We start from the raw sequence: 24,104 nt of genomic DNA, 5'->3' as shown, positions 1-24,104 counted from the left end.
AAATTTTGATAACTTGGTCGAGAATCCATAATCAAAACATATAATAAAGTCAGTCAGCTATGAAATTAAGTAACTTATCTATCAAATCAAAACTCGTATCCATCGTCATTTTATCGGTTGTTCTATTGGTAATGGCATCCACTTTTAATCTAATGCAACAGCGCGCTAGCTCCATGGAAGAGCGGCAAGATAAACTCAGTGCTCAAGTCGAAACAGCGGTCAGCCTAGCTCAACACTATTATGACCAACGAAATGTTCTTAGCGAAGAGACAGCAAAGAAACAAGCACTGCAAGCCATTGAAACGCTTCGCTATGACAGCACCAACTATTTTTGGATCCTTAACCAGCAACTCAACATCATTAGTCATCCACTTAAGCCAGAGCTCAATGGCAAGAACGCGGCTAACTTAAGAGATGGCGCGGGCAAGTATCACTGGCGTGAGATGGTGACCATTTCTCAAACTGCGCAACAGAAAGGCTTTCTTGATTACCAATGGAAGAGCCCGAATGGAGAGTTGAAAGACAAGATCTCGTACGTACAACTGTTCCCTGAATGGAATTGGGTGCTAGGTTCTGGAATATTGGTCGCGGATATCCAAGATGCGTTCTACGCGTTGGCGATTAAGGAAGGCATGGTTGCGGTTGTGTTGTCTGGCCTACTGTTTGCGATGGGCTACGCGATATCTAATAACATCCTTGTACCTCTCAATAAGCTTATCGATAACACCCATAAGATTGCCGATGGCGACCTTCGTGTGCGTATGAACATGACGCGTAAAGACGAACTAGGAGACATGAGCCAGCAGATCGATACCATGCTTGATAAGCTACAAAGCACGCTACGTACCGCCAATGAATCTGCGGATCTATCGAGCAACATGGCAAGTCACATTGCACAAGCGAGTGAAGAGGCGGCGACCAGTGTCAATTCGCAACACGCGCAGCTGGAATTACTATCTACTGCGATGACAGAAATGAGCGCCACTATTTCAGATGTCGCGGTTAATGCAGAGAACACGGCCGCAAGCACCAATAAAGTCGTCAATCATGCGAATCAGAACGACGAAAACATGCAGGTCACGTCTAAGACGATCTCTCAAGTTTCAGAAAATATCTCTACGGCTAACGAATTGGTAAGAGACCTACAATCCGGAGTGAGCGAGATAAGCCAAGTGGTCAGCGTGATCCGTGATGTCTCAGAACAAACTAACTTGCTAGCCCTAAACGCTGCGATAGAAGCGGCACGCGCGGGTGAACAAGGAAGAGGGTTCGCAGTTGTGGCAGACGAAGTTCGTAACCTTGCGAGCCGCACTCAGAACTCAACCAATGAAGTGCAATCGACGATTGAGAAACTCACTCAGCAAGCCGAGCGTACCTTTAAAGCGATGCAAAGCAGCAACGAGAAAGTGGACCACAGTGTTGTAGCCTCGAATGAAACACGCCAACAACTGGATGTGATTGTGAATGAGTTGCACAACGCCAACGACATGGTAGCTCAAATTGCGGCAGCCTCGGAGCAACAGAGCACGGTAGCAACCGAAATGAGTGAAAGTGTCACTGGGATTCACCTGGCGGCTAACGAAGTACTGCAAGCTTCACAGTCGCTGGCAGAAGACAGCCAGAAAATGGCCAACACCACAGAACACCTTACTGATCAGTTGAAGTACTTTAAGGTTTAATCCCAACTTAGGTTTTGCCGAGCAAGATCTGAGCTCAAACCTCATAAAAAAACCTCCGAACTTATCTCAAGTTCGGAGGTTTTTTCGTTTGTAGATGACTGGATTGCTAACTCGATCAACAAAAGAAGAGCGTTAAGAAAAAGAAGCGCGGTAAGCCAATCTTGTTAATGTGCCGTCACTGAAATCTTCGGAGGATTGATGTTGTGTTTCTTAAACTCTTTCATCACTCGAAGGGTAATGTCGGTTTCAAACAATTTCTCGTACGCCGTATCGACCACATAAGCCTTACAAGTCAGTTGTATCGCTAGATAGTTGTCGGTAATGGTTTGTTTAACCAGAACAGTAACTGGCTTCGGCAAGTGGATGTAACGGCTTGAAGAAGCGGCTTCTTGAATTAAGTCTCGGGCTAAGGTGATGTCTTCATCCATTCCTACGTAAAACGGAATCACCACCTGCATATCTAATGCACCATAGTTACCACTCGTCGTCACTTCATTTAAGAACTTGTTGTTCGGGATGGTGATGATGTCATCATTCAACGTTCTCATACGAACAGAACGCAAACCAATAGTGATAATGTCTCCGTAGTTATCTTCGAACGTGACGCGGTCACCAACCTGAAAGGGTCTATCGATCATCACCGTGATACCAGCAATGAAAGAGGCCGCCAAGTCTTTAAGCGCAAAGCCAACGGACACGGCGAGGGTACCGCCAATCAGAGCCAGTATTTGGTCGTTGATACGAAAGCTCATCATAAACACGATTAGACCCGTGCTCATATAGATGAAGAACTGCATAAACGACTGAAGCTTTTGTAGTAGCATCCGATATTGCACAAATTGGCTACCAAAGCTCCTTACCAAGGAGTTGATGAATTTGAGCAATAGCCACATTGCGGCAATGACGATAGCGGAGAAAAACACACCACTCCATCGCACTAAACTCGCAATCTTCGAGATGTTTTCTACGTTAGCAAACTCTTCCGTCGCTAAAGTCGGAAAACTCACAATAGTCGTAAGGCCAACAAGTAATAGGATAAATAATTTCTTCATTTTACTTCACCAGTAGATGTTGACGGTCCAGAACGTTCGTAATGTGGCGGAACCAGTGATCAGAAATCTTTGCCTTCTCTTCACTCCAACCAATGTAACCTCGACTTTCGAAGTAGCGCAAAATGCCCGTAATCTCAGCAATACTCAGTTGAGTACAGTCAGACAGAACTTCAGGCGAGGCTATTTCGAGCTGAACAATCGAGCGAAGCACGGCCAACATTGGTTTGGGCATGTTCTCTAACTCTTGCGCTTCAGGCACATGGAACAGCCTGACGACAGCTTGGTCGGTGTCTTTGTTTCTATTAAGAGATAAGCGGAAAAAACGTAGAGCAACTGTTGGATTACCATCAGAGTAATGCCATAGAATTCGATAGAAGCCTTGGCGAGCTCGTTCTTCTTCAGTCATCTCATCTTGATCCCACTGTTTAGGAACCACCAATCCATCAAACGACAATGGTTTTTCTAACTCGGTATTGATACGGCTTGTTAGGAGCTCACCGATTTGCTTCTCAGTCCAACTAGGTAAGAAACACACGAAATCAAACAGTAGACGCTCGCCACGAGCTCTATCCACAAATCGCCAACTTGATTTAGCAATCGACATCACCACACGGTGATTCTTTTTAGAGCGGCGCAGTAAGTTGGTTAAGCGAATCAAATCTGATAGACCGCCAACCATCGGCTTAACAAGTCGTTGTGCATTGTCGATCGCGATCAGGTAAGTGGTTTCACTTTTACGCAAATGAGCAAGTATCTGGATTTCGGTCGCTTCTTCTTCCAGTCCGATACTTACAGCCAAGTGGCAAAGAAGCTCTTTGTAACCGGCATAAGGGCAGCTAACGTAGATTGGCTCCGCATTGGTGACTTTATGTAGCAATGTGTAGAGTAGCGTTGTAGAGCCAACACCTCTTTCACCAGATAAAATACAAATAGTAGGGTTATCAGACATCAGATAACGATTAAGTTGTCTAATTTCATCGCCCGCGTAGTCAATCAAGGTGCTATCGATAGAACCTGGCAGCACGAATTCAAAGGTTTGGTCGCCTTTGATTCTCACAAGATTTTGTTGATTTTTATCAAGGTCGGACTGTTTTTCGACTTCAATTCTGAACAAATAAGCCAACGCTTGGCTAAACAGGGTATAACCAGATAGCAACACCATGATTCGATGCTGAAAGGTATACACCGATAGCCATACAATGCCAATTGCGGTCGCCAGTATGTTGAGAATGAATGTGTCTTGGCGATTTACCGCCCAATTCACCCAAACAGGGCGGTCTGAAATATGATGCAACGCATCAAATACCTTCGCACGCCATAGCCTAAACACAGATATGGTCACAAGAACAAACCAGAAGAACAGCGCACTGTAGATCCAACTGTAAATCGTGCCTTTACCTAGCGTACGAATTGAAATCTGAAGAATCACACCTGCAACGATAAAACTCAATACATAACGGCGAATCGTTGAAAGTCGTAGCGCGATGACTTCTTGGTTTGAAGTTCGGCTAATACGGAACGCGAATTCTAGAATAAAGCTAATGGCTATCGAGCCACCAAGAATCCACCATGTAAAGATCTCTAGGAAAATAAGGTGCTGTAAGCTCGGTATGCTTGAGAGAATACGCAATGAGATGGTAGTCGCGATTAACCATGCTATGGCGCGATGGGCACGGCTCACGTACCAAATCAAACGTACTAAGAAGGGAGGGTTCTGTTTCGCTTCCAAGAAATTAACTCGGAACAATTCAATCAGGCGTGTACTGTTTGATAACCACCACACTAAAGCAAAGTAAATAAACAGCACTTTCAAAGAGGCCCAAATAACGGGCACTGGCGAAATGAAGATGTCAGTGATCAGCGCTTTGAAGCTACGAGTTTGGAAATACACCAAATATTCAATGTTGAGCTTAGTCAATCGCCACTCTTGCTTAAACTGCGTGACACCATAAGGACCAAACCCCGTTAGGCGTTCTTTGTTCGCGGTAGTGGTCTGCTCAAGTAAGTGCTGCTTACTCACATTTAAACTGTTTAACGTGACGTAGCTCGATTCAACGTCAAACCACAAATCCGCATCGCTGTTTTTTCGATAATCCAGAAGCTGTTGATCAAAGGTTGCGATTTGTTGGTTTTGGACTCGAAGTACTTCGGCTAATAAAACATTGACCTTACGTTTATCTGCCGCCTCCATAAACAGAGGATCGGGGAGTGCATTTATACGTTGATCCAGCTCTTGGGCAATGTCAGACACTTGAGGAAGTGACTGCAAGTCATATTCCAACTTGGCATCACTAGGCCAAGAGAGCATGGCTAAAGTGAACAATAAGAAGCGCGATAGTGAACGCATAAAAGTCTCTTAGAATTATGAGGCTAGGATTACTATAGTTAGGTTATGGTGCTTTGTGAAATCTAACCCTTTTTCGAAGGAGCAGATTCAAGCCGCTATATAAGCTCTACTACGGTGGTTGTTCGCTATTTTGTGTTTTACGTATTGTGGCGTTTTTATGAACACAAAGAAAAAATCAAAAGTGTGAGTCAGCTCAAATTATGATTTAGCTAGGTTATCACTCACTTAATGGCCTGTAATTGCAATCAATACTTGAAGTTAAAGCCCCGAAGAAGTACCGTTGCGGCGTTTTTCACATTAAAAAGGTAAAGGCATTGATCTCCACAGCAAATATCACTCAACAATTCGGCGCTAAGCCACTTTTCGAAAATATTTCAGTTAAGTTCGGCGAAGGTAACCGTTACGGTTTAATCGGCGCGAATGGCTGTGGTAAATCGACGTTCATGAAGATCCTATCAGGTGAACTTGAACCAAGTGCTGGTAACGTAAGCTACGATCCAAACGAGCGCGTTGCTAAGCTAAATCAAGACCAATTTGCTTATGAAGAGTTCACGGTAATCGACACGGTTATCATGGGTCACAAAGAGCTTTGGGCTATTAAGCAAGAGCGTGATCGCATTTACTCTTTGCCAGAAATGAGCGAAGAAGACGGCATGAAAGTAGCTGATCTTGAAGTTCAGTTCGCTGAAATGGACGGTTACATGGCAGAAGCAAAAGCGGGTGAGCTTCTTCTTGCGGTAGGTATTGAAGAATCAATGCACTTCGGTCTAATGAGCGAAGTAGCACCGGGTTGGAAACTTCGTGTTCTATTGTCTCAAGTACTGTTTGCAGACCCGCATATCATGCTTCTTGACGAACCAACGAACAACCTGGATATGGACACCATCAAGTGGTTGGAAGATACGCTAAACCAACGTAACTGCACAATGATCATCATTTCGCACGACCGTCACTTCCTAAACTCTGTTTGTACACACATGGCTGACCTTGATTACGGCGAACTTCGTCTATTCCCTGGTAACTACGATGAGTACATGACGGCAGCGACTCAAGCTCGTGAGCGCCTATTGTCTGACAATGCTAAGAAGAAAGCACAAATTGCTGAACTTCAAACGTTCGTTTCTCGTTTCTCTGCTAACGCATCGAAAGCGAAGCAAGCAACGTCTCGTGCTAAGCAGATCGATAAGATCCAACTAGACGAAGTGAAAGCATCTAGCCGTCAAAACCCATTCATCCGTTTCGAACAGTCTAAAGAGCTATTCCGTAACGCACTTGTGGTTGAAAACCTATCTCAAGGTTTTGAAGAGGACCTATACAACAAGTTCGATGCGATTTTCGAAGTTGGTGAGCGTGTTGCTATCATCGGAGAGAATGGCGTAGGTAAAACAACGCTTCTTAACACGCTAGCGGGTGCACTAGAAGCGCGCGAAGGTGGGTACAAGTGGTCTGAAAACTCAAACATCGGTTACTACGCTCAAGATCACGCACATGATTTTGAAAAAGACATGAACCTGTTTGATTGGATGAGCCAATGGCGTCAAGAAGGCGAAGACGAGCAAGTGGTTCGTGGCTTCCTAGGTCGTATGCTGTTTGGCCAAGACGACATCAAGAAATCTGTAAAGGTTATCTCTGGTGGTGAGCAAGGTCGTATGCTTCTTGGCAAGATCATGATGCACAAGCCAAACATCCTGCTAATGGATGAACCAACGAACCACATGGATATGGAATCTATCGAAGCGCTTAACTTGGCTCTTGAGAACTACAAAGGCACATTGTTCTTCGTATCTCATGACCGCGTATTCGTAGACTCTCTAGCGACTCGTGTTCTTGAAATCAAAGATGGCAAAATCAACGATTTCCGCGGTACTTACGCTGAATTCTTGAAAGCCCGCGGTTAATTTCATGCGGTAGATGCCGTCTAGTCAAACCTAGTAGATGACTTACAAACCTAAATTTAGACGCCTTTATTAGAAATAATAAAGGCGTTTTTTTATGGTGCGCCGAGCATGGCGTTGATCTAGGAGGTGAAAGTCCTCTACGGGCTCAGTCGAGCGAGAACCGTTAGCCTATGCAAGGGTGTTCACCGTGAGGTGAAATCTGAAGGAAGCAAATGGCAAAACTTGGTTGTGACGAACAGAAATCTGATAGTAGGCCATTACAACTTGGGCAACCTAGCCATAGATAGAATAGTCCAATGCCTCGACGGGAAGTGTGTAGTGGTAAATCAGGCACAGCCAAGGGAAAGAACAACGCCTTACCTCGGGAGATCTTATTGTTTGTCTCAATAGAGACTAATACAGCAGTGATGTTGTGTGATGGACAATAAGAAGTCAGCAGAAGGCATAGTACTTTGAGAATGTACAACTCAAAGGAAGGCCTGAACTGAATATATCAAGAAGCAGTCACTAGACACTCAATCATGTGGAGTCATAGCAAGATGAAACTCATCTCTACGTCCCAAAGGGCAATACCGCAAGTAAAGCTCATGGATACGAAGAATGACAAGCATGGTCGGCGTAGACAGGAGGGCGAGTCTTGGTGACCTCAACTTCGTTGATGGAGCAAATTTGCTCTTCAACCAATTTGAATCAAGCTCTTAGACGCGTGAAGAAGAACAAAGGGTGTGCAGGAGTCGACAAGCTCGACATCAACGCCACTATCTCAAGACTTCGACAGGCATCAAACGGGCAAGAGCTTCGCCAGATTCTTCTGGATGGAAGCTATCAACCTCAATCTGTTCTTGGTGTAGAAATCCCCAAAGCTAGTGGTGGCGTAAGGCAATTAGGTATCCCAACAGTCCTTGATAGGGTAGTCCAACAGGCAATCACATCAGTGCTGTCATGTATCTATGAGCCGAAGTTCTCCGACAATAGTTACGGGTTTAGACCCAACCGCAGTGCGCACCATGCATTGGCGGCCGCCAGTCGCTACATCCGAGAGGGTCGAGGTTATGTAGTAGATATAGACCTAGCAAAATACTTCGATACAGTGAATCACGATAGGCTAATGCACAGGCTGTCACAAGATATTGCTTATAAACGCGTGTTAAAGCTAATTAGGTCATACCTACAGGTAGGCATAATGCGACATGGACTAGTTGAGCAGAGACAACGAGGCACACCCCAGGGTGGGCCATTATCTCCGCTACTATCAAATATTGTATTAGATGAACTGGATAAAGAGTTAGAGCGTAGAGGGCATAAGTTCTGTCGATATGCAGATGACTGTCAAATCTACGTGCGTAGTGAGGAAGCCGCTCATCGAGTCAAAGAGTCGATAACGGAGTTCTTGGAGCAGAAACTAAAGCTGACGGTAAACCGTAAGAAAAGTGCAGCAACGAGAGTGACAAAGCGAACTTACCTAAGCCATCGCTTCCAGATAGACGGAACAATCGGGATATCGAAGACGGCACAAGCTCAAATGAAGAAGCGAGTACGTCAGATAACGAAGCGAAATCGAGGACGAGAGTTACAGGTGATAATCACGGAGTTAACTCAATATCTAAGAGGATGGCAACACTACTTCAAGCTTACTGTTCGTAAAAGTGCAATGCAGCGCTTAGATGAATGGATACGGCGTAGACTAAGGTGCTACCGACTAAAGCAGCGCAAACGCAGACACAGCATAGCGACATGGTTACAGCGACAAGGTGTAACGGAGCGTAATGCGTGGAAGCTAGCGATGTCAGATAAGGGTTGGTGGCATCTAGCTTTAACGCCACAGGTTAATCACGCCATGCCAATAAAATGGTTCGAGGGGTTGGGGCTGTACTCATTAAGAGATGGGTACGAGTCACTGAAAGTATATTCGGAACCGCCGTATGCGACCCACGCTTGTACGGTGGTGTGAGAGGACGGAGGCTGCGAGGCCTCCTCCTACTCGATTTTAGATATGAAAATCTAGACTCTAAAGCACTAGTATTAAAGCACTTTACAAGCAAAACCTTTTAGGTAGAAACCTTCTGGGTAAGCGGTATCGATCAAATGATCGGCAGCTTGCTCGAAGCGTTCAACAAATTTCACTGTCCTGCCTGCATCTAGAGCTGCGTCAGCAATGATTTTTTGGAATAGGTCAGCACCCATTAAACCTGAGCAAGAGTAGGTGAGTAGTGTTCCGCCCGGCTTAAGGATTTGCATCGCAAGCATGTTAACGTCTTTATAGCCGTTAGCACCTGATGTTAGGTTGTTTTTACTTGAAACGAACTTTGGTGGATCCATGATAACAACATCAAACTTAGTACCTTGATCTCGGTATTCACGAAGTAGTTTGAATACGTCTGCGTTTAAGAATACAGCACGCTTTTTCGAGATGTCGAACTCATTCAGTTCAGCGTTGAACTTTGCGGTATCAAGAGCCAGTTGAGATACATCTGCGTTGATTACACGCTTTGCATCACCCTTAAGGGCATACAAACCAAAACCACCAGTGTATGAGAAGCAGTTAAGAACATCTTTGCCTTTAACGTATTTCATTGACTCTTTACGGCTATCACGTTGATCCATATAGAAGCCTGTTTTATGGCCTTCCATGATGTTCACGCTGATCTTCACGCCGTTTTCTTCAATGACTATTGACTTAGGTGGCTCTTCGCCATGCAGTACACCGACAGTTTGTTCTAAGCCTTCTTTTTTACGAACCGCTACGTCAGAGCGTTCGTAAATATTGCAATCAGGGAAGCACTCGACTAGGGCTTCAACTATGATGCTCTTGTTGAACTCAGCGCCAGCACTCAGTAGTTGGCAAACTAAGAAGTCTTGGTATTTGTCGATAGTAATACCTGGCAGGCCATCAGATTCAGCTGCTGTTAAGCGATACCCTGTCAAACCATCGCGTTCGATAATATCTTCACGCAGTGACTGTGCGTCTTTAAATCTTTTGATGAAAAACGCTTTATTGATTTCTTCCTCTTCAAATGTCCAAACACGAGCTCGAATTTGAGAAGCAGGAGAGTAAGCTGCTTTCGCAAGCCACTGACCATTTTGAGCATATACGTCTACAGTTTCACCTTGTTGTGGCTCGCCTTCAACCTTATCGATACCGCGTGAAAATACCCATGGGTGTTTACGACGTAACGATTTGTCTCGGGCTTTAGCTAGATGAATAGAAGGAGTCATGATTTACTCTGTTGGTTGAAATTTGAAGGAGACGTATTGTCGGGGAAGACAAATCGAAAAGCAAATAAGAAAGAGCTGCAGAAGCAGCCCAATTATCGATATTTTATGTTCAGATCTTAATGATTAAGCTTTCAAACCTGTAAGTAGGCCTTCCATGGTGTCGCTTTGCTTGCGCAGCTGATCGACATTGGAATTACTCTTACTGATCATTTCGCAAATGCTAGCTGATTGGTGACGAATTTCTGCAACACTCTGTGCAATATTTTCGGCAACGACGCCTTGCTCTTCAGAGGCGGTCGCGATTTGGGTACTGCTGTCAGATATTGACTGATTCTTCTCAGCTAACGAGCCGATCTCAACGTTCACTTCTGACATCAACGTTTGACCTTCGTTCGCGTTGTTAACCGTCACTTCCATCAGTTTGGTGAGCGATTGGCTGTTACGTTGTAATGATTCAATCATACTTTGAATTTCGACGGTAGCTTGTTGAGTGCGTCCCGCAAGAGCGCGAACTTCGTCAGCAACAACAGCAAACCCACGACCTTGTTCACCAGCTCGAGCGGCTTCGATAGCCGCGTTGAGTGCTAATAGGTTGGTTTGTTCTGAAATACCATTAATGGTTGCCACTACTTCATCGATTTGTGTTGTGTTGGCATCAAGTTCTTCCACCGCTTGCGAAGCCGATTGGATCTCTTGAGATAGGTTAGAGATAGACTCTAGAGTATTAGAAACCTTCAATTGTCCGCTTTGCGCAACACCACGAGCGTCCATCGTTTGAGTGCTCGACTCATGAGCAAGTGTTGCGACTTCGCGAATCGTTGCTGCCATTTGTTCCGTGGCGCTTGCTAGGCTATTCAGGTGTTCTTGTTGATTACCTGAGATGTCTGAGCTTTGTTGTGTCGATTGGTTTAAGTCAGAACTGATTTGCTGCATTAGTGCAACAGACTCTTGAATCGATAACACCATGTTTTGTTCACGTTCTGCTACTTTATCAATAGTAATTGCGATTTCACTGAATTCATCACGAACGAGGAAGTAATTCATGCGACAGGTGAGATCGCCATTCGCTAACGTGTTTAATGCTTTGTTCATTGAGAACATCGCACCGCCAATGAACGTCATGATGTAATAAACGCCTAGCGCAATCAGAGATAGAGTAACGGCAATGATTGAAACTTGAGTCGCTGAGAGCGCTGACCAAAGGTTTTGATCTTGGTTGGCGATCAAGCTGAATGCACCATTCATGACCGAGACAGAGCCTGCGCCATAACCTAGGGAGATGGTGTCAGAGTTACTGACAAGCTGAGCCACTTGGCCTTTGGTGAGTTGACCGGCCTCGATTAGCCCTTTCATTAAGAGCATCTCTTCTTGATAAAGGTGAGTAAGTAAAGAGTCCGCAGCACTATCTAAAACAAGCGTTAAAATAACTAGAGCGAGAAGAGGTAATAAGAAGAGTAGATAGAACTTTTCTTGGATTTTTAGGTGAATGAGGTATTTGTCAATCCAACGAAATGGGATTTCTTTCATAATCGTTATACTCGAAGTAATGCCACCGCCAAACGGTGAATGAATAGAGTCTCAACTATATCATTCATATAATTTATGAGGCAACGTTATGAAAGATTCAAAATATATTTGTCGTATCAGGCCGAGTTCAATGTGTTGGCTTTCGTCATCACACGAGCAGGCAAGCACAAGCCTTGTCGATTTCGGGCTATGCAAAAAATTTAAACGATGGTCGTGTTGAAGTATTAGCGCTTGGGGATTTGGAGCAGATAGAGAGGTTATACGCTTGGTTACAATTAGGGCCGTCTAGTGCCACAGTAGACCAGGTTGTTAAGCATAAAATCAGTGAGGCGGAGAAGCGGACTGTTTCTGTTGGAGAATTTAAAATACTGTAGTGCTGTTACTACAGTATTTACAGGTAACTATCTTTAGCGGATAGAGCTTATAAACATTTCGCTGGTTTAGGTAAACCCGCTAACTTTGTTGCTTGTTTAGCTGGGCCTTTCTTGAATAATTTAAACAAGTATTTACTGTTACCTTTTTCAGGGCCGTGGGCTTTTTCCATTGCTTTAACGAGCATACGAACGGCTGGAGATGTTTTGAATTCTTCGTAAAAGCTTCTTACAAAATGGACGACTTCCAAGTGTGCTTCAGTCAGTTCAATCGCTTCGTCTTTAGCTAGGATTTCAATCATACCTTCTTCCCATTGTGTGTAGTCCAATAGGTAGCCTTGAGCGTCGATTTCAATTTGTTTGCCGTTATATTCAAACATGTTTAGTCCAGAATCAGTTTAACTCAGCAAATAGGGTACATGACCACGTTTACCTTTCTCAAGAAATATTGTCGTTATCTCTAGGAATATTGTTTCTATGGATAAAAAAAGCCCAAGAGACAGGCTCTTGGGCTCGATTTTGAACGAACTAGATTAGTCGTTGCTGTTCATAATGCCTAAGATGCTTAGTAGGCTGATGAAGATGTTGTAGATCGAAACATACAAGCTGATCGTTGCTGAGATGTAGTTCGTTTCACCGCCACGGATGATGCTTTGCGTTGTTAGCAAGATAACACCAGTCGAGAACAGAATAAACATACCGCTCATTGCCAATGATAGCAGTGGCATCTGTAGGAAGATGTTTGCAACCATACCGACTAGCAGCACAACGAAACCAGCCATTAACATGCCGTTAAGGAATGAAAGGTCGCGTTTAGTTGTTAGTGCGTAAGCTGACGCTGCCATAAATGCAAGCGCAGTACCGCCAAGTGCAGTTAGGATGACATCACCCATACCTGCGCCAACGTACATGTTTAAGATTGGACCGATGGTGTAGCCTAAGAAGCCTGTAAATAGGAACGTAAATACAAGACCCATACCGTTGTCACGGTTCTTTTCTGTTAGGAATAGCAGGCCGTAAAACCCAACTAGCATGATAATAAGACCAGGACGAGGAAGGTTCATCGCCATAGATACGCCTGCTACAACAGCAGACCAAAGTAGTGTCATAGACAGTAGTGCGTATGTGTTACGCAAAACTTTATTGGTTTGCAGAGCATTCTCTTGAGTTGCTGTGCGTGAAAACATAGGGCTGTTCATAAACTTCCTCGTAAGGTGACTTCAATAGTTATTAGTACATTTATGGGGCCGAAAGTTCGATAAATCAAGTCTTTCATTCCTTCTGTATACTTAAAATAATAATCAAAATAGTCGTTTAAGTGTTTCTCAAGGTGTAACAAATTGTTACTAGCGTTTCGTGGTTACAATCTTAAGAAGCTTTAATAACGAAGAGGCGACCGAAGCCGCCTCTGTCTATATCAGTATAGTATCACATTAATGGTGCAAGATTTGACTCAAGAAGTTCTGAGTTCGATCCGATTGTGGGTTCTCGAAGAAATCGACTGGGTTGTTTTCTTCGATAATCTCACCCGCATCCATAAAGATAACGCGGTCAGCAACTTCTTTAGCAAAGCCCATCTCGTGGGTTACACATAGCATCGTCATGCCTTCTTCTGCGAGTTCGACCATTACATCGAGTACCTCACGTACCATCTCTGGGTCGAGTGCTGATGTAGGTTCATCAAACAGCATAACTTGCGGGTTCATACATAAAGAACGAGCAATTGCCACACGTTGCTGTTGACCACCAGATAGTTGCCCTGGGAATTTATCGGCCTGCTCTGGTATTTTTACACGCTCTAGGTATTTCATCGCTATGGCTTCGGCTTCCTCTTTCGGCATCTTCTTCACCCAGATTGGTGCTAGGGTGCAGTTTTCCAATACCGTTAGGTGAGGGAACAAGTTGAAGTGCTGGAAACACATACCTACATCGCGGCGAACGGCTTCAATGTTTTTCAGGTCTTCCGTTAGCTCATTACCGGATACAAAGATATGGCCTTTTTGATGCTCTTCTAGGCGGTTGATACAACGAATCATCGTTGATTTTCCTGAACCCGAAGGGCCACAAATAACGATCTTCTCGCCTTTTTTAACTTCTAAGTTGATGTTTTTAAGAACGTGGAACTCACCGTACCACTTGTTCATGTCTTTTAACTCGATCATAAGACCTTGAGAGTTGTTTTCTGTTTGCTGCGTCATAATACGTCCTTGATCTTGTTAATTATCGTTTGTGACCGGTGTGAAGTTTGTTTTCTAGCCAAATCGAGTATCTCGACATGCCAAAACAAAACACCCAGAACACTAACGCGACAAATACATAACTTTCTGTTGAGAAACCAAGCCATTCAGGGTCGGTATTCGCGGCTTGGCCAATCCCTAATACATCAAACATACCGATAATCAAAACTAGACTGGTATCTTTGAACAAACCAATGAAGGTGTTCACAATTGAAGGGATTGTGATTTTTAGAGCTTGAGGCAGAATGATAAGCCCGGTTTTTTTCCAGTAGCTTAACCCTAGGGCGTCAGCTGCTTCGTATTGACCTTTTGGTATTGCTTGTAAACCACCACGGATTACCTCTGCCATATAAGCTGCGCTGAATAGTACAACCCCAACAAGCGCTCTGATCAGCTTATCGGTTTCTGTCCCTTCAGATAGAAAGAGGGGAAGCATTACCGAGGCCATAAATAGAACCGTAATCAGCGGTACACCACGCCAAATCTCGATGTAAACGGTACACATGCTGCGGATGATTGGCATCTCTGAACGTCGACCCAGTGCGAGTGCGACACCAATAGGCAGTGATACCACAATACCCACAAGCGCGATGATCAGTGTAACTAGCAATCCACCCCATTTATGTGTATCGACGACTTCAAGTCCGAAGATGCCACCATACAAAAGACCGGCAATCAAGAAAGGGTAGATGTTTACAAAAAATAACCAAATCCAAGTGCGCTTTGGCGTTCTTTCGTATGCCAGTAAAACAACAAATATCGCTAGCGTGATATAAAATAAGCGAGGGCGCCACAGTTCAGCTTCTGGATAGAAGCCATACATGAATTGATCCCAACGCACGCTAATAAACACCCAACAAGCACCATCACTTGTACAGGCATCTCGTGTTGTTCCTATCCAATCAGCATTAATGAATGCCCAATCTGCTATTGCCCACAATAAAGTGAAAGCAAAATAAGCAAGCACCACAGTGACGACACTGTTAACTGGTCCATTAAATAGATTTTTTCTTAACCAACCGACAGGTCCAACGGTATTCGCTGGAGGCGGAAGATCAGGTTGAAATTGATGTGTACTCATCTTATCTCTCCACCAACGCTACTTTGCGGTTGTATATATTCATTAGAGCCGATGTTAATAGGCTTAGAGTCAGGTAGACGCCCATTGTCATCGCGATTACTTCGATAGCTTGTCCAGTTTGGTTCAATGTTGTTCCTGCAAATACAGAGACAAGATCGGGGTAACCAATGGCCATCGCAAGTGATGAGTTTTTGGTCAGGTTTAAATACTGACTGGTTAATGGTGGGATAATAATTCTTAATGCTTGTGGAATAATCACCAGCTTGAGGGTTCGTGTTCTTGGGAGACCTAGAGACATCGCGGCCTCTGTTTGTCCATGGTTTACCGCGTTAATACCTGAACGCACAATCTCGGCGATGAACGCTGCTGTGTAGATACTTAAAGCAAGCATCAATGCTGCAAGTTCAGGGATGATGCTAATACCGCCTTTGAAGTTAAACCCTTTCAAAACAGGGTACTCAGCAGAAATAGGCATGCCCATAACAAAGTAAGTTACCAAAGGTAAGCCGACAATTAATGCCGCAGCGATACGCACCATCGGTGTTTGCTGACCAGTTAACTTCTGCTTGTTGTTCGCCCAGATGTTGATAACAAATGTAGCGATGATGCCAGCAATTAGTGATGCGATCACAATGCTACTGCCTTGTTCCATGACAGGGGCGGGGAAGTACAGACCACGTACATTCAAGAAAATAGCTTCACCAAGACTCATACTTTGACGAGCGGACGGTAATGCCTGTAGAACGGCGAAATACCAAAAAAATATTTGCAGAAGAAGAGGGATATTTCGGAATACTTCTATGTAGACCGCTGCAAATCGGCTCACTAGCCAGTTTGAAGAGAGTCTAGCAATGCCCATACTAAAGCCTAGTACCGTGGCTAACATGATGCCTAGAACAGAAACTAAAGCGGTATTGAGAAGACCGATAAAGAAAGTACGACCGTATGAGAAGGTTTCGTCGTATTCGATGAGAGTTAAGCCGATACCAAAACCAGCTTCTTGGGATAGAAAATCAAAACCAGTGGCGATACCACGGGAGTCTAAGTTGGTGAGTGCATTATTTACGATCGTGTAAAAGAAAGCACAGAGTGCTCCGACGGCGAGAATTTGGAAAATTACTGAGCGAAAAGTGGGGTTGTAAAAAAGGTTGGCACTTTTGGGTTGTGGCTTTGCCTGAGTTGGAGAAATAGTTTTACTAGGTTTCATACTGCTATAACCTCAAATCCATTTAATAAATAGGGCGGAAAAGTCCGCCCTAATTGATGCTTGAAAATTTATTAACGGATTGGTGGAGCGTACATAAAGCCGCCCGCATTCCATAGTGCATTTACGCCACGAGAGATCTGTAGTGGTGAACCTGTACCAACAGTACGTTCGAAGCTCTCACCGTAGTTACCAACTTGTTTAATTACTTGGTAACCCCAATCGTCGCGAATACCTAGGCCTTTACCTTTAGGACCGTCAACGCCAAGAATACGCTTGATGTTTGGATCTTTTGATTTAAGCATTTCATCAGCGTTCTTAGAAGAGATACCGTACTCTTCCGCGTTAATCATCACTGAAAGCGTCCATTTAGCTACGTTGAACCATTTGTCATCATCTTGACGAACAACAGGACCTAGTGGCTCTTTAGAAATGATTTCAGGAAGTACTTGTGCAGATTTAGGATCGGCTAGATTCAAGCGAAGTGCATATAGGCCAGATTGGTCTGTTGTAAGAACATCACAACGACCCGCATCAAAACCTTTTGACGTTTGTGCTGCCGTATCGAATACCACTGGCTTGTAAGACATACCACTGTTACGGAAATAATCAGCTAGGTTAAGTTCGGTCGTTGTACCTGATTGCACACATACTGAAGCGCCATCAAGTTCTTGAGCACTTGTCAGGCCAAGTTCTTTCTTAACCATGAAGCCTTGACCATCGTAGTAGTTAACACCTACGAAGTTCAGACCTAGAGCAGTGTCGCGATGTAGTGTCCATGTTGTGGTACGAGATAGTACGTCGATTTCACCCGATTGAAGGGCAGTGAAACGCTCTTTCGCTGTTAAAGGTACATACTTAACTTTAGTCTTGTCACCGAGTACAGCCGCAGCAAGAGCTTGACAATACTCAACATCGATTCCTTCCCATTCACCTTTCGAGTTAGGGTTAGAGAACCCTGGAAGACCTGTACCTACACCACAAGTTAAAAAGCCTTGAGATGTGACTTTGTCCAGAGTGCTTTCTGCCGCTGATGCTGATGTTGCCATCATTGCAGTTGATGCAGCTACTACTGAAGCAAGAAGTGTTAGTTTATTTGTCATTTGTATCCTTCCTTGTTAACCAGGTGACACCTGATACTCGTGCTCATTTGAGTTTTTCTATATGTGTTGCGTTTTCTATGACCTTGTTACTTAAATCAAACTGGTTGCATTTTGCAAATGAAACTGTATGCGATTTAAATAACTGTTTATAAGGTTAGGAAAGGATCTGTATTTTCACAAATGTATAATTTAAAAAGAATTTTGAATGAAATCACAAATCCGAACACAATTAGAATGACCAAATGTTAACTTAATGTAAATAGTGCAGTACTTCACACTGTTGGTGCAACGAGATTTAGATTTTTATATTGACAATTGACTAGATAAATATTCTGAATCAACATCACAATGATGAAACATTAAACTTCAGAAAAATTGAAATTTGGTGAATAAATATTTTTATTGCACTTGGATAGTTATTAATATGCTCCAAATTTGGTAGCATGGCTGAATAGTTATTGAAGTCATCTCAAGGAAGAACATGCGTTATTTCCCAATGTTTTTAGATGTAGAAAATAAGCCGATCTTAGTGGTAGGTGGGGGCGAGGTTGCTTGCCGAAAAGTAGATAGCTTGTTAAGAGCTGGGGCAGATGTCACTTTAGTGTCCCCCAAGGTAGAGCCTTACTTAAAGCAGCTTGTTGATGATAATAAAGTCCGTTGGGTTCAAAACTTTTACTCTTCACAACTTATCTCGCAAAACTACTTACAAGTGTGGGCAACCACAGACAACCCAGATCTAAATCATCAAGTACATAATGATGCAAAAGAAATGGGTATTCTTGTCAATGTGGTCGATGACTTACCCTATTGTGACTTCATCACTCCTTCAATGATAAATCGCGGAAGAATCCAAATTGCGATCTCAAGTGGGGGGGCATCACCTGTTTTGGTGAGAAATATTAGAGAAAAACTCGAAACCGTCTTGTCTCAAAATATTGGTTTGATCGCAGACTTTGGTGCATCAAAACGCAATTCGATTAAAGAGTTCTTTCCTACGGTTGATGAACGCCGCAAATTCTGGGAGCGCTTCTTGTCTTCCAGTTTTATCAATCAAGTCACCGAACGCGAACAACTGGAAACTTATTATCAGCAATCTTTGGCGGAACCTGTCGATAATAAAGGGCAAGTGACTTGGATTGAATTCGAAGATGATGTAGAACTTCTTTCAATGAAGGCGCTGCGCCTGATGCAAGAAGCAGAATTGGTGCTGTTACCAAAAGAGTGCCCATTTGATTACATTGACTTGTGCCGCAGAGACGCCGAAAGAGAGAGTTTCAGTGATAGTGGAGAGTTATCGACAAAGCTTGAGAAGGCAAGGGCAGAGAACTTACGCGTATGTGTTTATATTCCACCAGCAAGCGTTGAGTTCAATTTACTTGTTGGCCGTGATTTGAAACTGTCTACAGCAAAAGTCATTAGCTAACTAAAGCGTCTGTCAGTTGATTGCAGCATGCCTCAGCCAATTACAGCATGGGTAGGTTGGTTTTTGTAAGCTAATCGACGACTGCAGTTATCACCAAAGATATAAAAAAGCCTCTGCTTTATTGAAGCAGAGGCTTTTTAGTATTTGAAATTCAACGTTTTAATTCAACCCAATCAACTCTACAAACACATCTATTATCGACGGCTTGCGGTTTTAGAGTGAATTAGTCGCGGAAATTGTCAAACTGGAAAGGTTGACCAAGTTCACCGCTACGAACTAGAGCCATAACTGCTTGAAGATCGTCACGCTTTTTACCTGTTACGCGAACTTTGTCGCCTTGGATAGAAGCTTGAACTTTCACTTTGTTATCTTTGATTAGCTTAACGATTTTCTTCGCTACATCCGTTTCGATACCTTGCTTGAAGATAACCGTTTGGTGCCAAGTGCGACCTGTTTGGTCTGCTGCTTTCGCTTCCATCGCGTTAGGATCAACGTTGCGCTTCGTTAGGTTGCTACGAAGAATGTCGCGCATCTGCTTTAGTTGGAAGTCATCTTGCGCTGTCAGTTTTACTGATTCGTCTTTGTAATCGTAGCTAGCTTCAACGCCGCGGAAATCGAAACGAGTCGATAGCTCACGGTTTGCGTTGTCTACAGCGTTACGTAGTTCTACTGCTTCTACTTCAGAGATAATGTCAAATGATGGCATTGTGTTCGTTCCTTAAGCTAAATTTCTATCTTTAATTGCAGTTGCAAGCATGTCTAGCATGGTTGCAGTATCTTCCCAGCTTAGGCAAGGGTCAGTGATTGACTTACCGTATTCTAGGTTATTGAGGTCAGTCATTGGCTGGTTACCTTCTATAATGAAGCTTTCTGCCATAATACCTGCAATTTGGTTCTTGTTAGATTTGATTTGTTCACAAATGTCTTGTGCCACTTCTAACTGCTTACGATGCTGCTTTTGGCAGTTTGCGTGGCTAAAGTCTACAACTAAACGTTGAGGTAGATCGAATTCAGCCAGTTGCTTACATACGTTGTCAACAGATTCAGCGTCAAAGTTAGGACCTTTATCACCGCCTCGTAGAATTACGTGACCGTATGGGTTACCTGAAGTGCGGTAAACAGTCATACGACCATTCTTGTCTGGAGAATAAAAGTAGTGTGAAGCATGCGCAGCACGAATCGCATCGATTGCAATCTTGATGTTGCCGTTGGTTGCGTTCTTGAAGCCGACTGGGCAAGAAAGTGCTGAAGCCATTTCACGGTGAATCTGAGATTCTGTCGTACGAGCGCCAATTGCGCCCCAAGTGATCAGGTCTGCAATGTACTGACCTGTGATCATATCAAGGAATTCAGTCGCTGTAGCTAGGCCAAGCTTGTTGATATCAAGCAGCAGCTTACGTGCTTTGTTCAAGCCAGTTTCAAGTGCGTATGAACCATCAAGATTAGGATCGGTAATCAAACCCTTCCAGCCTACAACGGTGCGAGGTTTCTCGAAGTAGGTTCTCATTACAACGAACAGTTCATCTGTGTACTGGTCTTGAATTTGACTAAGATGTTTAGCGTAATCAAGTGCCGCATCTGTATCGTGAACAGAGCAAGGGCCTACGATAACTAATAGGCGGTTATCACGACCAGTTAAGATATCTTCGATCTGGCGGCGAGAATTTTTAATGCGCTCAGCAATGTCGTCAGTAATAGGGTGTGCATTGCCTAGTTCGGCAGGAGTTGGCATAGGACCCAGAGCTTGGGTTCTCAACTCATCAGTTTTTAATGGCATTTGATAGCTTTTTTATTCTATTGCGAAGTGGTTAAGATAACGGAATTGAACAGAGGAATAAACTCTCTTAAGTCAAAGTTATCTCAGTTATTGCTAATATTCTTATTTTTATCAGCAGGCCAGCGTCAAATAGGGGATTTTCACTTGTATTAACAGGCAGCTATCGGTATTTTCGTTTGAACACAACATAAAAATGCTGGAGCAGCAATGACTCAAGAAAATCAAAGCACTTTGCACCCAGAACTTGTTTTAGGTGCTGTGCTGCCTTCTTATAACGATAATAATAATTCCAACCACTTGTACGTTTCATTATCGGAATTAGTGATGGATCGTGTCTTCTATCATCCAAGTATTGAAAGCCACTTGGATGCGCTGTCTGATATTGAAAAAACGTCTTTAAATGCGATTCTTGGCGATAAAACAGTCGATGAGCATTTTGTTTCGACCTTAGTGATTGCGATTCAAGCTGCCGTTCAGCCAAATCACACTTCTGTTCGTATCGCATTAAGCAGTGCAGACAGCTATGGCTTCCGTTCACTGCTAGGCGGCAACTGTGAAGCTGAAGAGATTAACCCAGCGCTCGGTATTCGCGGAGTAGCTCGTTATGCTACACCAGAGTACAGCAAGGCTTTCGCTTTAGAGTGTCAGGTCATTAAAACGTTGCGAGAGCAGGGTATTAACGTTGAAGTGGTTGTACCGTACGTGCGAGCATTAAGCGATGCCGCTAAGATTATTGATCTGCTTGCAGAGCAAGGCTTACCACGCGGCCTTAATGGTTTGAAAGTACTGTTCTCGTGTGATGTGCCATCTGCTGTTCTACTAAGTGAACGTCTATTGCATTACTTTGATGGTGTCGTGGTAAACGTTGATAGCTTAGCGTCTTTCACTTTAGGTATAGATAAGGACAATGAAGCTCAGAAACACGCTTTTGATCCACAAAACGAAGCTGTGATTACGTTAATCTCTAGCATCGTAAAAGCGACTCAACACGCGAAGAAGCCTGTGCTGATTGTGACTAAAGACTTGGTCGATTACCCAAGACTTCAAGGTTATATTGCGGATCTGGAAGGGGTTGATACCGTTATTACGGCTTAATTTCCCCCTTGTTGAAGAGTTTGAAAATGAAGAGATATCATGGAGACGTGATATCTCTTTTTTGTAACATTTTTTTGACATCTGCATCGCTAACGGATTAACTGGTCTGATGACTGATTTGATTAGGTAATCCGAATGTTGACCCCTCTACAAAAAGCAAATTTCTATTTAAGTATGTTTGGCTTTTTCAAAGTGCCATTGATCTGGTTGTGTCGCCCAAAGCTGCTCGCATTGGATAACCAACATGTTGAAGTGAAAATCCCTCTTAAAAGGCGAACGAAGAATCACCTTAATAGCATGTATTTTGGTGTGTTGGCTGTGGGTGCTGATGTCGCAGGTGGTTTTCTTGCCATGAGCAAGTCGCAGCAGCAAGGTGAAAAAATCTCGCTGGCCTTTAAAGAGGTGACGGGAAATTTTTTGAAGCGCCCTGAGGGAGATGTGCATTTTACGTGTCACGACGGAGATCTAATCAATACCATGTTGGCTGAAACCATGTCGACTGGAGAGCGTGTTAACCAACCTGTGACGATTATCGCGACTTGTCCGTCTCTACATGGTGATGAACCGATGGCTGAATTCACGCTAACGCTTTCTATTAAGAAAGTGCCTTCTAGAAAGTAGTTAAATGCTTTGTGGAAGCAGTAACAAACGATTGATAAATGAAATAAGGTATGTGTATTTCATATCAACATACCTTATTTCGTACCCACATCCCCTAAATACTATGACTCTTGAGTGATCTGCTCAATATCAACGATTTTCGAACGGTTCATTACGATTTTCCAACGGTAATAAGTCGGTTCGCTATCATGATTGTTCTCTTTGATGATCAAGTTTAGCAGGTGTCGTTTTTCTACCGATTCACGACTTACTTGACCTTCATTTAGTCGATATACGTTGTTTGAACGCTTATCCATCAAACGAGTTAGAGCTCTCAGGCTGACGGACAGTGTTTCACGCGTCTCTTCATAACCACTCATAAACGTCGATGTCGACATTTCGGTTTGAGAACGATAATGCAAAATTTGTTCTTCGCGCTGAACAACTCGCTTCTTGCGAATCAACTGAATTTTGTCCGCTAACTTAGAGAAATTGGCGTAATCCAACCATTCAAGTTTGTGACCAACTGACTTATTTGTTGTCGGGTCAAAGTAGCGACGCTTCCACTTTGGTTTTCCTTTACGGAGCCAACGCCAAAGTATGTCCCTTAAATCATCCTTGAAGATTTCACGCAAAGCGTAGATGAATGACATGGACACGATGAAAGACGCGGTAATCTCTCCTAAAAAGTCACGAGCCAATATAACGGTCGTGGTAACCACCACCATGACTAAGCCCGTTGCGATGCCTTTAACGGCTCGCTTCACGTTCTTACCCATCGATGTCGTCTTTTCTTTGAGGACGATAGGGTGCTCAATCAAACGACGCAGCAATCGCATCTTGTTGCTCAAACGAGTGACATCTTCTCTAACCTTGGTCGAGTTATATCGATTAAGCTTACGATGGGCGGTTTCTTTATCACAAAGCGTTAATAGACGTTCTTTGATGGTCGAATACTCACTGCCGCGTGGCATGTGGGAAACCAGTGATAAAAACTTCTGCTCTGTGTACCAAGACAGGTAGTTATCTATATTGGCATAGTAACGTTTAAGATTTTCTTCATAAGGAATGCTTCGGCGCAGTTTCTTTAAAATATCGAGAGCCAGTTCGATGACTTCATCTACTTCATCAGCCGTGACATTGTCACTCTCATTTTTATTCAAGCTGCTGACGGCTTTGTCTAACGCGATAACATATTGATAAGCGAACAAACTCAAACTGACACGATACTGCGTGATGGAGAGTCGACCACGTTTCGCTAAACGGCTGTGTACTAGAGGTAGCAGCGTTTTATCACTGTAGTAAGCGCGCTTCTGAGTAATTGAACTGTAGAAAAATGCGCTTTCAGAAAGGACTTCAGGTGTCAGTCCGAGTTCACCGGGAATGAATAGATAAACGTCCATATCGAGCTTTTTTGTCTTAGCCATCGCATGGTTAATTTTAAGTGTTATCGCATCTTGTTTATCAACGGTGATCAACGATGTCTCCTAGAAT

20 protein-coding genes are annotated in these 24,104 nt (G+C 43.6%); 7 read left to right on the top strand and 13 right to left on the bottom strand.

What is annotated here, in order from left to right; all coding sequences use genetic code 11:
* Positions 1-59: 59 nt before the first annotated feature.
* Positions 60-1,679 (top strand): methyl-accepting chemotaxis protein, encoded by a 1,620-nt coding sequence (locus ACMAZD_RS09130; protein ID WP_435246995.1) that lies wholly within the window; start codon positions 60-62, stop codon positions 1,677-1,679.
* A gap of 164 nt (positions 1,680-1,843) precedes the next feature.
* Here the strand turns inward: ACMAZD_RS09130 and ACMAZD_RS09125 are convergent, their stop codons facing one another.
* Together ACMAZD_RS09125 and ACMAZD_RS09120 are read right to left on the bottom strand one after the other, a co-directional pair.
* Entirely contained in the window at positions 1,844-2,731 is an 888-nt protein-coding gene (locus tag ACMAZD_RS09125; protein WP_435246994.1) for a mechanosensitive ion channel family protein, read from the bottom strand.
* A 1-nt stretch (position 2,732) separates the two neighbouring features.
* Positions 2,733-5,078 carry an ATP-binding protein gene (locus ACMAZD_RS09120; protein ID WP_435246993.1) on the bottom strand — a complete coding sequence of 782 codons (2,346 nt, stop codon included), beginning with the start codon at positions 5,076-5,078 and terminating at the stop codon, positions 2,733-2,735.
* Between the two features lie 314 nt (positions 5,079-5,392).
* Here ACMAZD_RS09120 and ACMAZD_RS09115 point away from each other — a divergent pair, with 314 nt between their 5' ends.
* Both ACMAZD_RS09115 and ltrA read left to right on the top strand, forming a co-directional pair.
* Positions 5,393-6,976 (top strand): ABC-F family ATPase, encoded by a 1,584-nt coding sequence (locus tag ACMAZD_RS09115; RefSeq protein WP_435246992.1) that lies wholly within the window; start codon positions 5,393-5,395, stop codon positions 6,974-6,976.
* 658 nt (positions 6,977-7,634) lie between these two features.
* Positions 7,635-8,927, top strand: a complete 1,293-nt coding sequence (ltrA, locus tag ACMAZD_RS09110; RefSeq protein ID WP_435249355.1) for a group II intron reverse transcriptase/maturase — start codon at positions 7,635-7,637, stop codon at positions 8,925-8,927.
* A gap of 71 nt (positions 8,928-8,998) precedes the next feature.
* On the opposite strand, the gene ACMAZD_RS09105 is transcribed toward ltrA, so the two are convergent.
* On the bottom strand, positions 8,999-10,192 hold the full coding sequence (locus ACMAZD_RS09105) for a class I SAM-dependent methyltransferase (protein WP_435246991.1): 1,194 nt from the start codon (positions 10,190-10,192) through the stop codon (positions 8,999-9,001).
* Positions 10,193-10,315: 123 nt separating this feature from the next.
* Positions 10,316-11,719 carry a methyl-accepting chemotaxis protein gene (locus ACMAZD_RS09100; protein ID WP_435246990.1) on the bottom strand — a complete coding sequence of 468 codons (1,404 nt, stop codon included), beginning with the start codon at positions 11,717-11,719 and terminating at the stop codon, positions 10,316-10,318.
* 95 nt (positions 11,720-11,814) lie between these two features.
* Between ACMAZD_RS09100 and yccX the strand changes: the two genes are divergently transcribed.
* The gene (yccX, locus tag ACMAZD_RS09095; RefSeq protein WP_435249354.1) at positions 11,815-12,093 is read left to right on the top strand and encodes an acylphosphatase; all 279 of its coding nucleotides are present in this window, start codon (positions 11,815-11,817) and stop codon (positions 12,091-12,093) included.
* 47 nt (positions 12,094-12,140) lie between these two features.
* Here the strand turns inward: yccX and ACMAZD_RS09090 are convergent, their stop codons facing one another.
* From ACMAZD_RS09090 to ACMAZD_RS09065, 6 genes are all read right to left on the bottom strand, one after another.
* Positions 12,141-12,470, bottom strand: coding sequence for a TusE/DsrC/DsvC family sulfur relay protein (locus ACMAZD_RS09090; RefSeq protein WP_435246989.1), 330 nt, complete (start codon positions 12,468-12,470; stop codon positions 12,141-12,143).
* A 153-nt stretch (positions 12,471-12,623) separates the two neighbouring features.
* Positions 12,624-13,289, bottom strand: coding sequence for a Bax inhibitor-1/YccA family protein (locus ACMAZD_RS09085; RefSeq protein ID WP_017110713.1), 666 nt, complete (start codon positions 13,287-13,289; stop codon positions 12,624-12,626).
* A 234-nt stretch (positions 13,290-13,523) separates the two neighbouring features.
* Positions 13,524-14,288, bottom strand: coding sequence for an amino acid ABC transporter ATP-binding protein (locus tag ACMAZD_RS09080; protein WP_017059704.1), 765 nt, complete (start codon positions 14,286-14,288; stop codon positions 13,524-13,526).
* Positions 14,289-14,310: 22 nt separating this feature from the next.
* A complete protein-coding gene (locus ACMAZD_RS09075; RefSeq protein WP_435246988.1) occupies positions 14,311-15,408 on the bottom strand; it encodes an amino acid ABC transporter permease in 1,098 nt (365 codons plus the stop codon).
* A gap of 1 nt (position 15,409) precedes the next feature.
* Entirely contained in the window at positions 15,410-16,615 is a 1,206-nt protein-coding gene (locus ACMAZD_RS09070) for an amino acid ABC transporter permease (RefSeq protein ID WP_435246987.1), read from the bottom strand.
* 71 nt (positions 16,616-16,686) lie between these two features.
* Positions 16,687-17,715 carry an amino acid ABC transporter substrate-binding protein gene (locus tag ACMAZD_RS09065; protein WP_435246986.1) on the bottom strand — a complete coding sequence of 343 codons (1,029 nt, stop codon included), beginning with the start codon at positions 17,713-17,715 and terminating at the stop codon, positions 16,687-16,689.
* Between the two features lie 481 nt (positions 17,716-18,196).
* Between ACMAZD_RS09065 and ACMAZD_RS09060 the strand changes: the two genes are divergently transcribed.
* Positions 18,197-19,138, top strand: coding sequence for an NAD(P)-dependent oxidoreductase (locus ACMAZD_RS09060; protein ID WP_435246985.1), 942 nt, complete (start codon positions 18,197-18,199; stop codon positions 19,136-19,138).
* A 223-nt stretch (positions 19,139-19,361) separates the two neighbouring features.
* On the opposite strand, the gene ACMAZD_RS09055 is transcribed toward ACMAZD_RS09060, so the two are convergent.
* Together ACMAZD_RS09055 and ACMAZD_RS09050 are read right to left on the bottom strand one after the other, a co-directional pair.
* Positions 19,362-19,844: a YajQ family cyclic di-GMP-binding protein gene (locus ACMAZD_RS09055; protein ID WP_435246984.1), complete on the bottom strand. Its 483-nt coding sequence runs from the start codon at positions 19,842-19,844 to the stop codon at positions 19,362-19,364.
* A gap of 12 nt (positions 19,845-19,856) precedes the next feature.
* Complete coding sequence (locus ACMAZD_RS09050; RefSeq protein WP_435246983.1) at positions 19,857-20,915, bottom strand: 3-deoxy-7-phosphoheptulonate synthase; 1,059 nt, start codon at positions 20,913-20,915, stop codon at positions 19,857-19,859.
* 207 nt (positions 20,916-21,122) lie between these two features.
* On the opposite strand from ACMAZD_RS09050, the gene ACMAZD_RS09045 reads away from it, so the two are divergent.
* Both ACMAZD_RS09045 and ACMAZD_RS09040 read left to right on the top strand, forming a co-directional pair.
* The gene (locus ACMAZD_RS09045) at positions 21,123-22,010 is read left to right on the top strand and encodes a putative PEP-binding protein (protein ID WP_435246982.1); all 888 of its coding nucleotides are present in this window, start codon (positions 21,123-21,125) and stop codon (positions 22,008-22,010) included.
* A 135-nt stretch (positions 22,011-22,145) separates the two neighbouring features.
* Positions 22,146-22,631: a PaaI family thioesterase gene (locus ACMAZD_RS09040; protein ID WP_435246981.1), complete on the top strand. Its 486-nt coding sequence runs from the start codon at positions 22,146-22,148 to the stop codon at positions 22,629-22,631.
* A 101-nt stretch (positions 22,632-22,732) separates the two neighbouring features.
* On the opposite strand, the gene ACMAZD_RS09035 is transcribed toward ACMAZD_RS09040, so the two are convergent.
* The gene (locus ACMAZD_RS09035; protein ID WP_435246980.1) at positions 22,733-24,088 is read right to left on the bottom strand and encodes a hypothetical protein; all 1,356 of its coding nucleotides are present in this window, start codon (positions 24,086-24,088) and stop codon (positions 22,733-22,735) included.
* Between the last annotated feature and the right edge of the window lie 16 nt (positions 24,089-24,104).

Origin of the sequence: Vibrio sp. nBUS_14 (genome assembly GCF_051201655.1) — a bacterium.
Classification (GTDB): domain Bacteria; phylum Pseudomonadota; class Gammaproteobacteria; order Enterobacterales; family Vibrionaceae; genus Vibrio.
This window is presented reverse-complemented; position numbering and strand designations above follow the sequence as displayed.

What these genes read in the sequence shown, in the direction of transcription:
- ACMAZD_RS09130 (WP_435246995.1), top strand. Translation starts at nt 60, where the DNA reads ATGAAATTAAGTAACTTATCTATCAAATCAAAACTCGTATCCATCGTC.
- ACMAZD_RS09125 (WP_435246994.1), bottom strand. Translation starts at nt 2,731, where the DNA reads ATGAAGAAATTATTTATCCTATTACTTGTTGGCCTTACGACTATTGTG.
- ACMAZD_RS09120 (WP_435246993.1), bottom strand. Translation starts at nt 5,078, where the DNA reads ATGCGTTCACTATCGCGCTTCTTATTGTTCACTTTAGCCATGCTCTCT.
- ltrA (WP_435249355.1), top strand. Translation starts at nt 7,635, where the DNA reads ATGGAGCAAATTTGCTCTTCAACCAATTTGAATCAAGCTCTTAGACGC.
- ACMAZD_RS09105 (WP_435246991.1), bottom strand. Translation starts at nt 10,192, where the DNA reads ATGACTCCTTCTATTCATCTAGCTAAAGCCCGAGACAAATCGTTACGT.
- ACMAZD_RS09100 (WP_435246990.1), bottom strand. Translation starts at nt 11,719, where the DNA reads ATGAAAGAAATCCCATTTCGTTGGATTGACAAATACCTCATTCACCTA.
- ACMAZD_RS09090 (WP_435246989.1), bottom strand. Translation starts at nt 12,470, where the DNA reads ATGTTTGAATATAACGGCAAACAAATTGAAATCGACGCTCAAGGCTAC.
- ACMAZD_RS09085 (WP_017110713.1), bottom strand. Translation starts at nt 13,289, where the DNA reads ATGAACAGCCCTATGTTTTCACGCACAGCAACTCAAGAGAATGCTCTG.
- ACMAZD_RS09080 (WP_017059704.1), bottom strand. Translation starts at nt 14,288, where the DNA reads ATGACGCAGCAAACAGAAAACAACTCTCAAGGTCTTATGATCGAGTTA.
- ACMAZD_RS09075 (WP_435246988.1), bottom strand. Translation starts at nt 15,408, where the DNA reads ATGAGTACACATCAATTTCAACCTGATCTTCCGCCTCCAGCGAATACC.
- ACMAZD_RS09070 (WP_435246987.1), bottom strand. Translation starts at nt 16,615, where the DNA reads ATGAAACCTAGTAAAACTATTTCTCCAACTCAGGCAAAGCCACAACCC.
- ACMAZD_RS09065 (WP_435246986.1), bottom strand. Translation starts at nt 17,715, where the DNA reads ATGACAAATAAACTAACACTTCTTGCTTCAGTAGTAGCTGCATCAACT.
- ACMAZD_RS09060 (WP_435246985.1), top strand. Translation starts at nt 18,197, where the DNA reads ATGCGTTATTTCCCAATGTTTTTAGATGTAGAAAATAAGCCGATCTTA.
- ACMAZD_RS09055 (WP_435246984.1), bottom strand. Translation starts at nt 19,844, where the DNA reads ATGCCATCATTTGACATTATCTCTGAAGTAGAAGCAGTAGAACTACGT.
- ACMAZD_RS09050 (WP_435246983.1), bottom strand. Translation starts at nt 20,915, where the DNA reads ATGCCATTAAAAACTGATGAGTTGAGAACCCAAGCTCTGGGTCCTATG.
- ACMAZD_RS09045 (WP_435246982.1), top strand. Translation starts at nt 21,123, where the DNA reads ATGACTCAAGAAAATCAAAGCACTTTGCACCCAGAACTTGTTTTAGGT.
- ACMAZD_RS09040 (WP_435246981.1), top strand. Translation starts at nt 22,146, where the DNA reads ATGTTGACCCCTCTACAAAAAGCAAATTTCTATTTAAGTATGTTTGGC.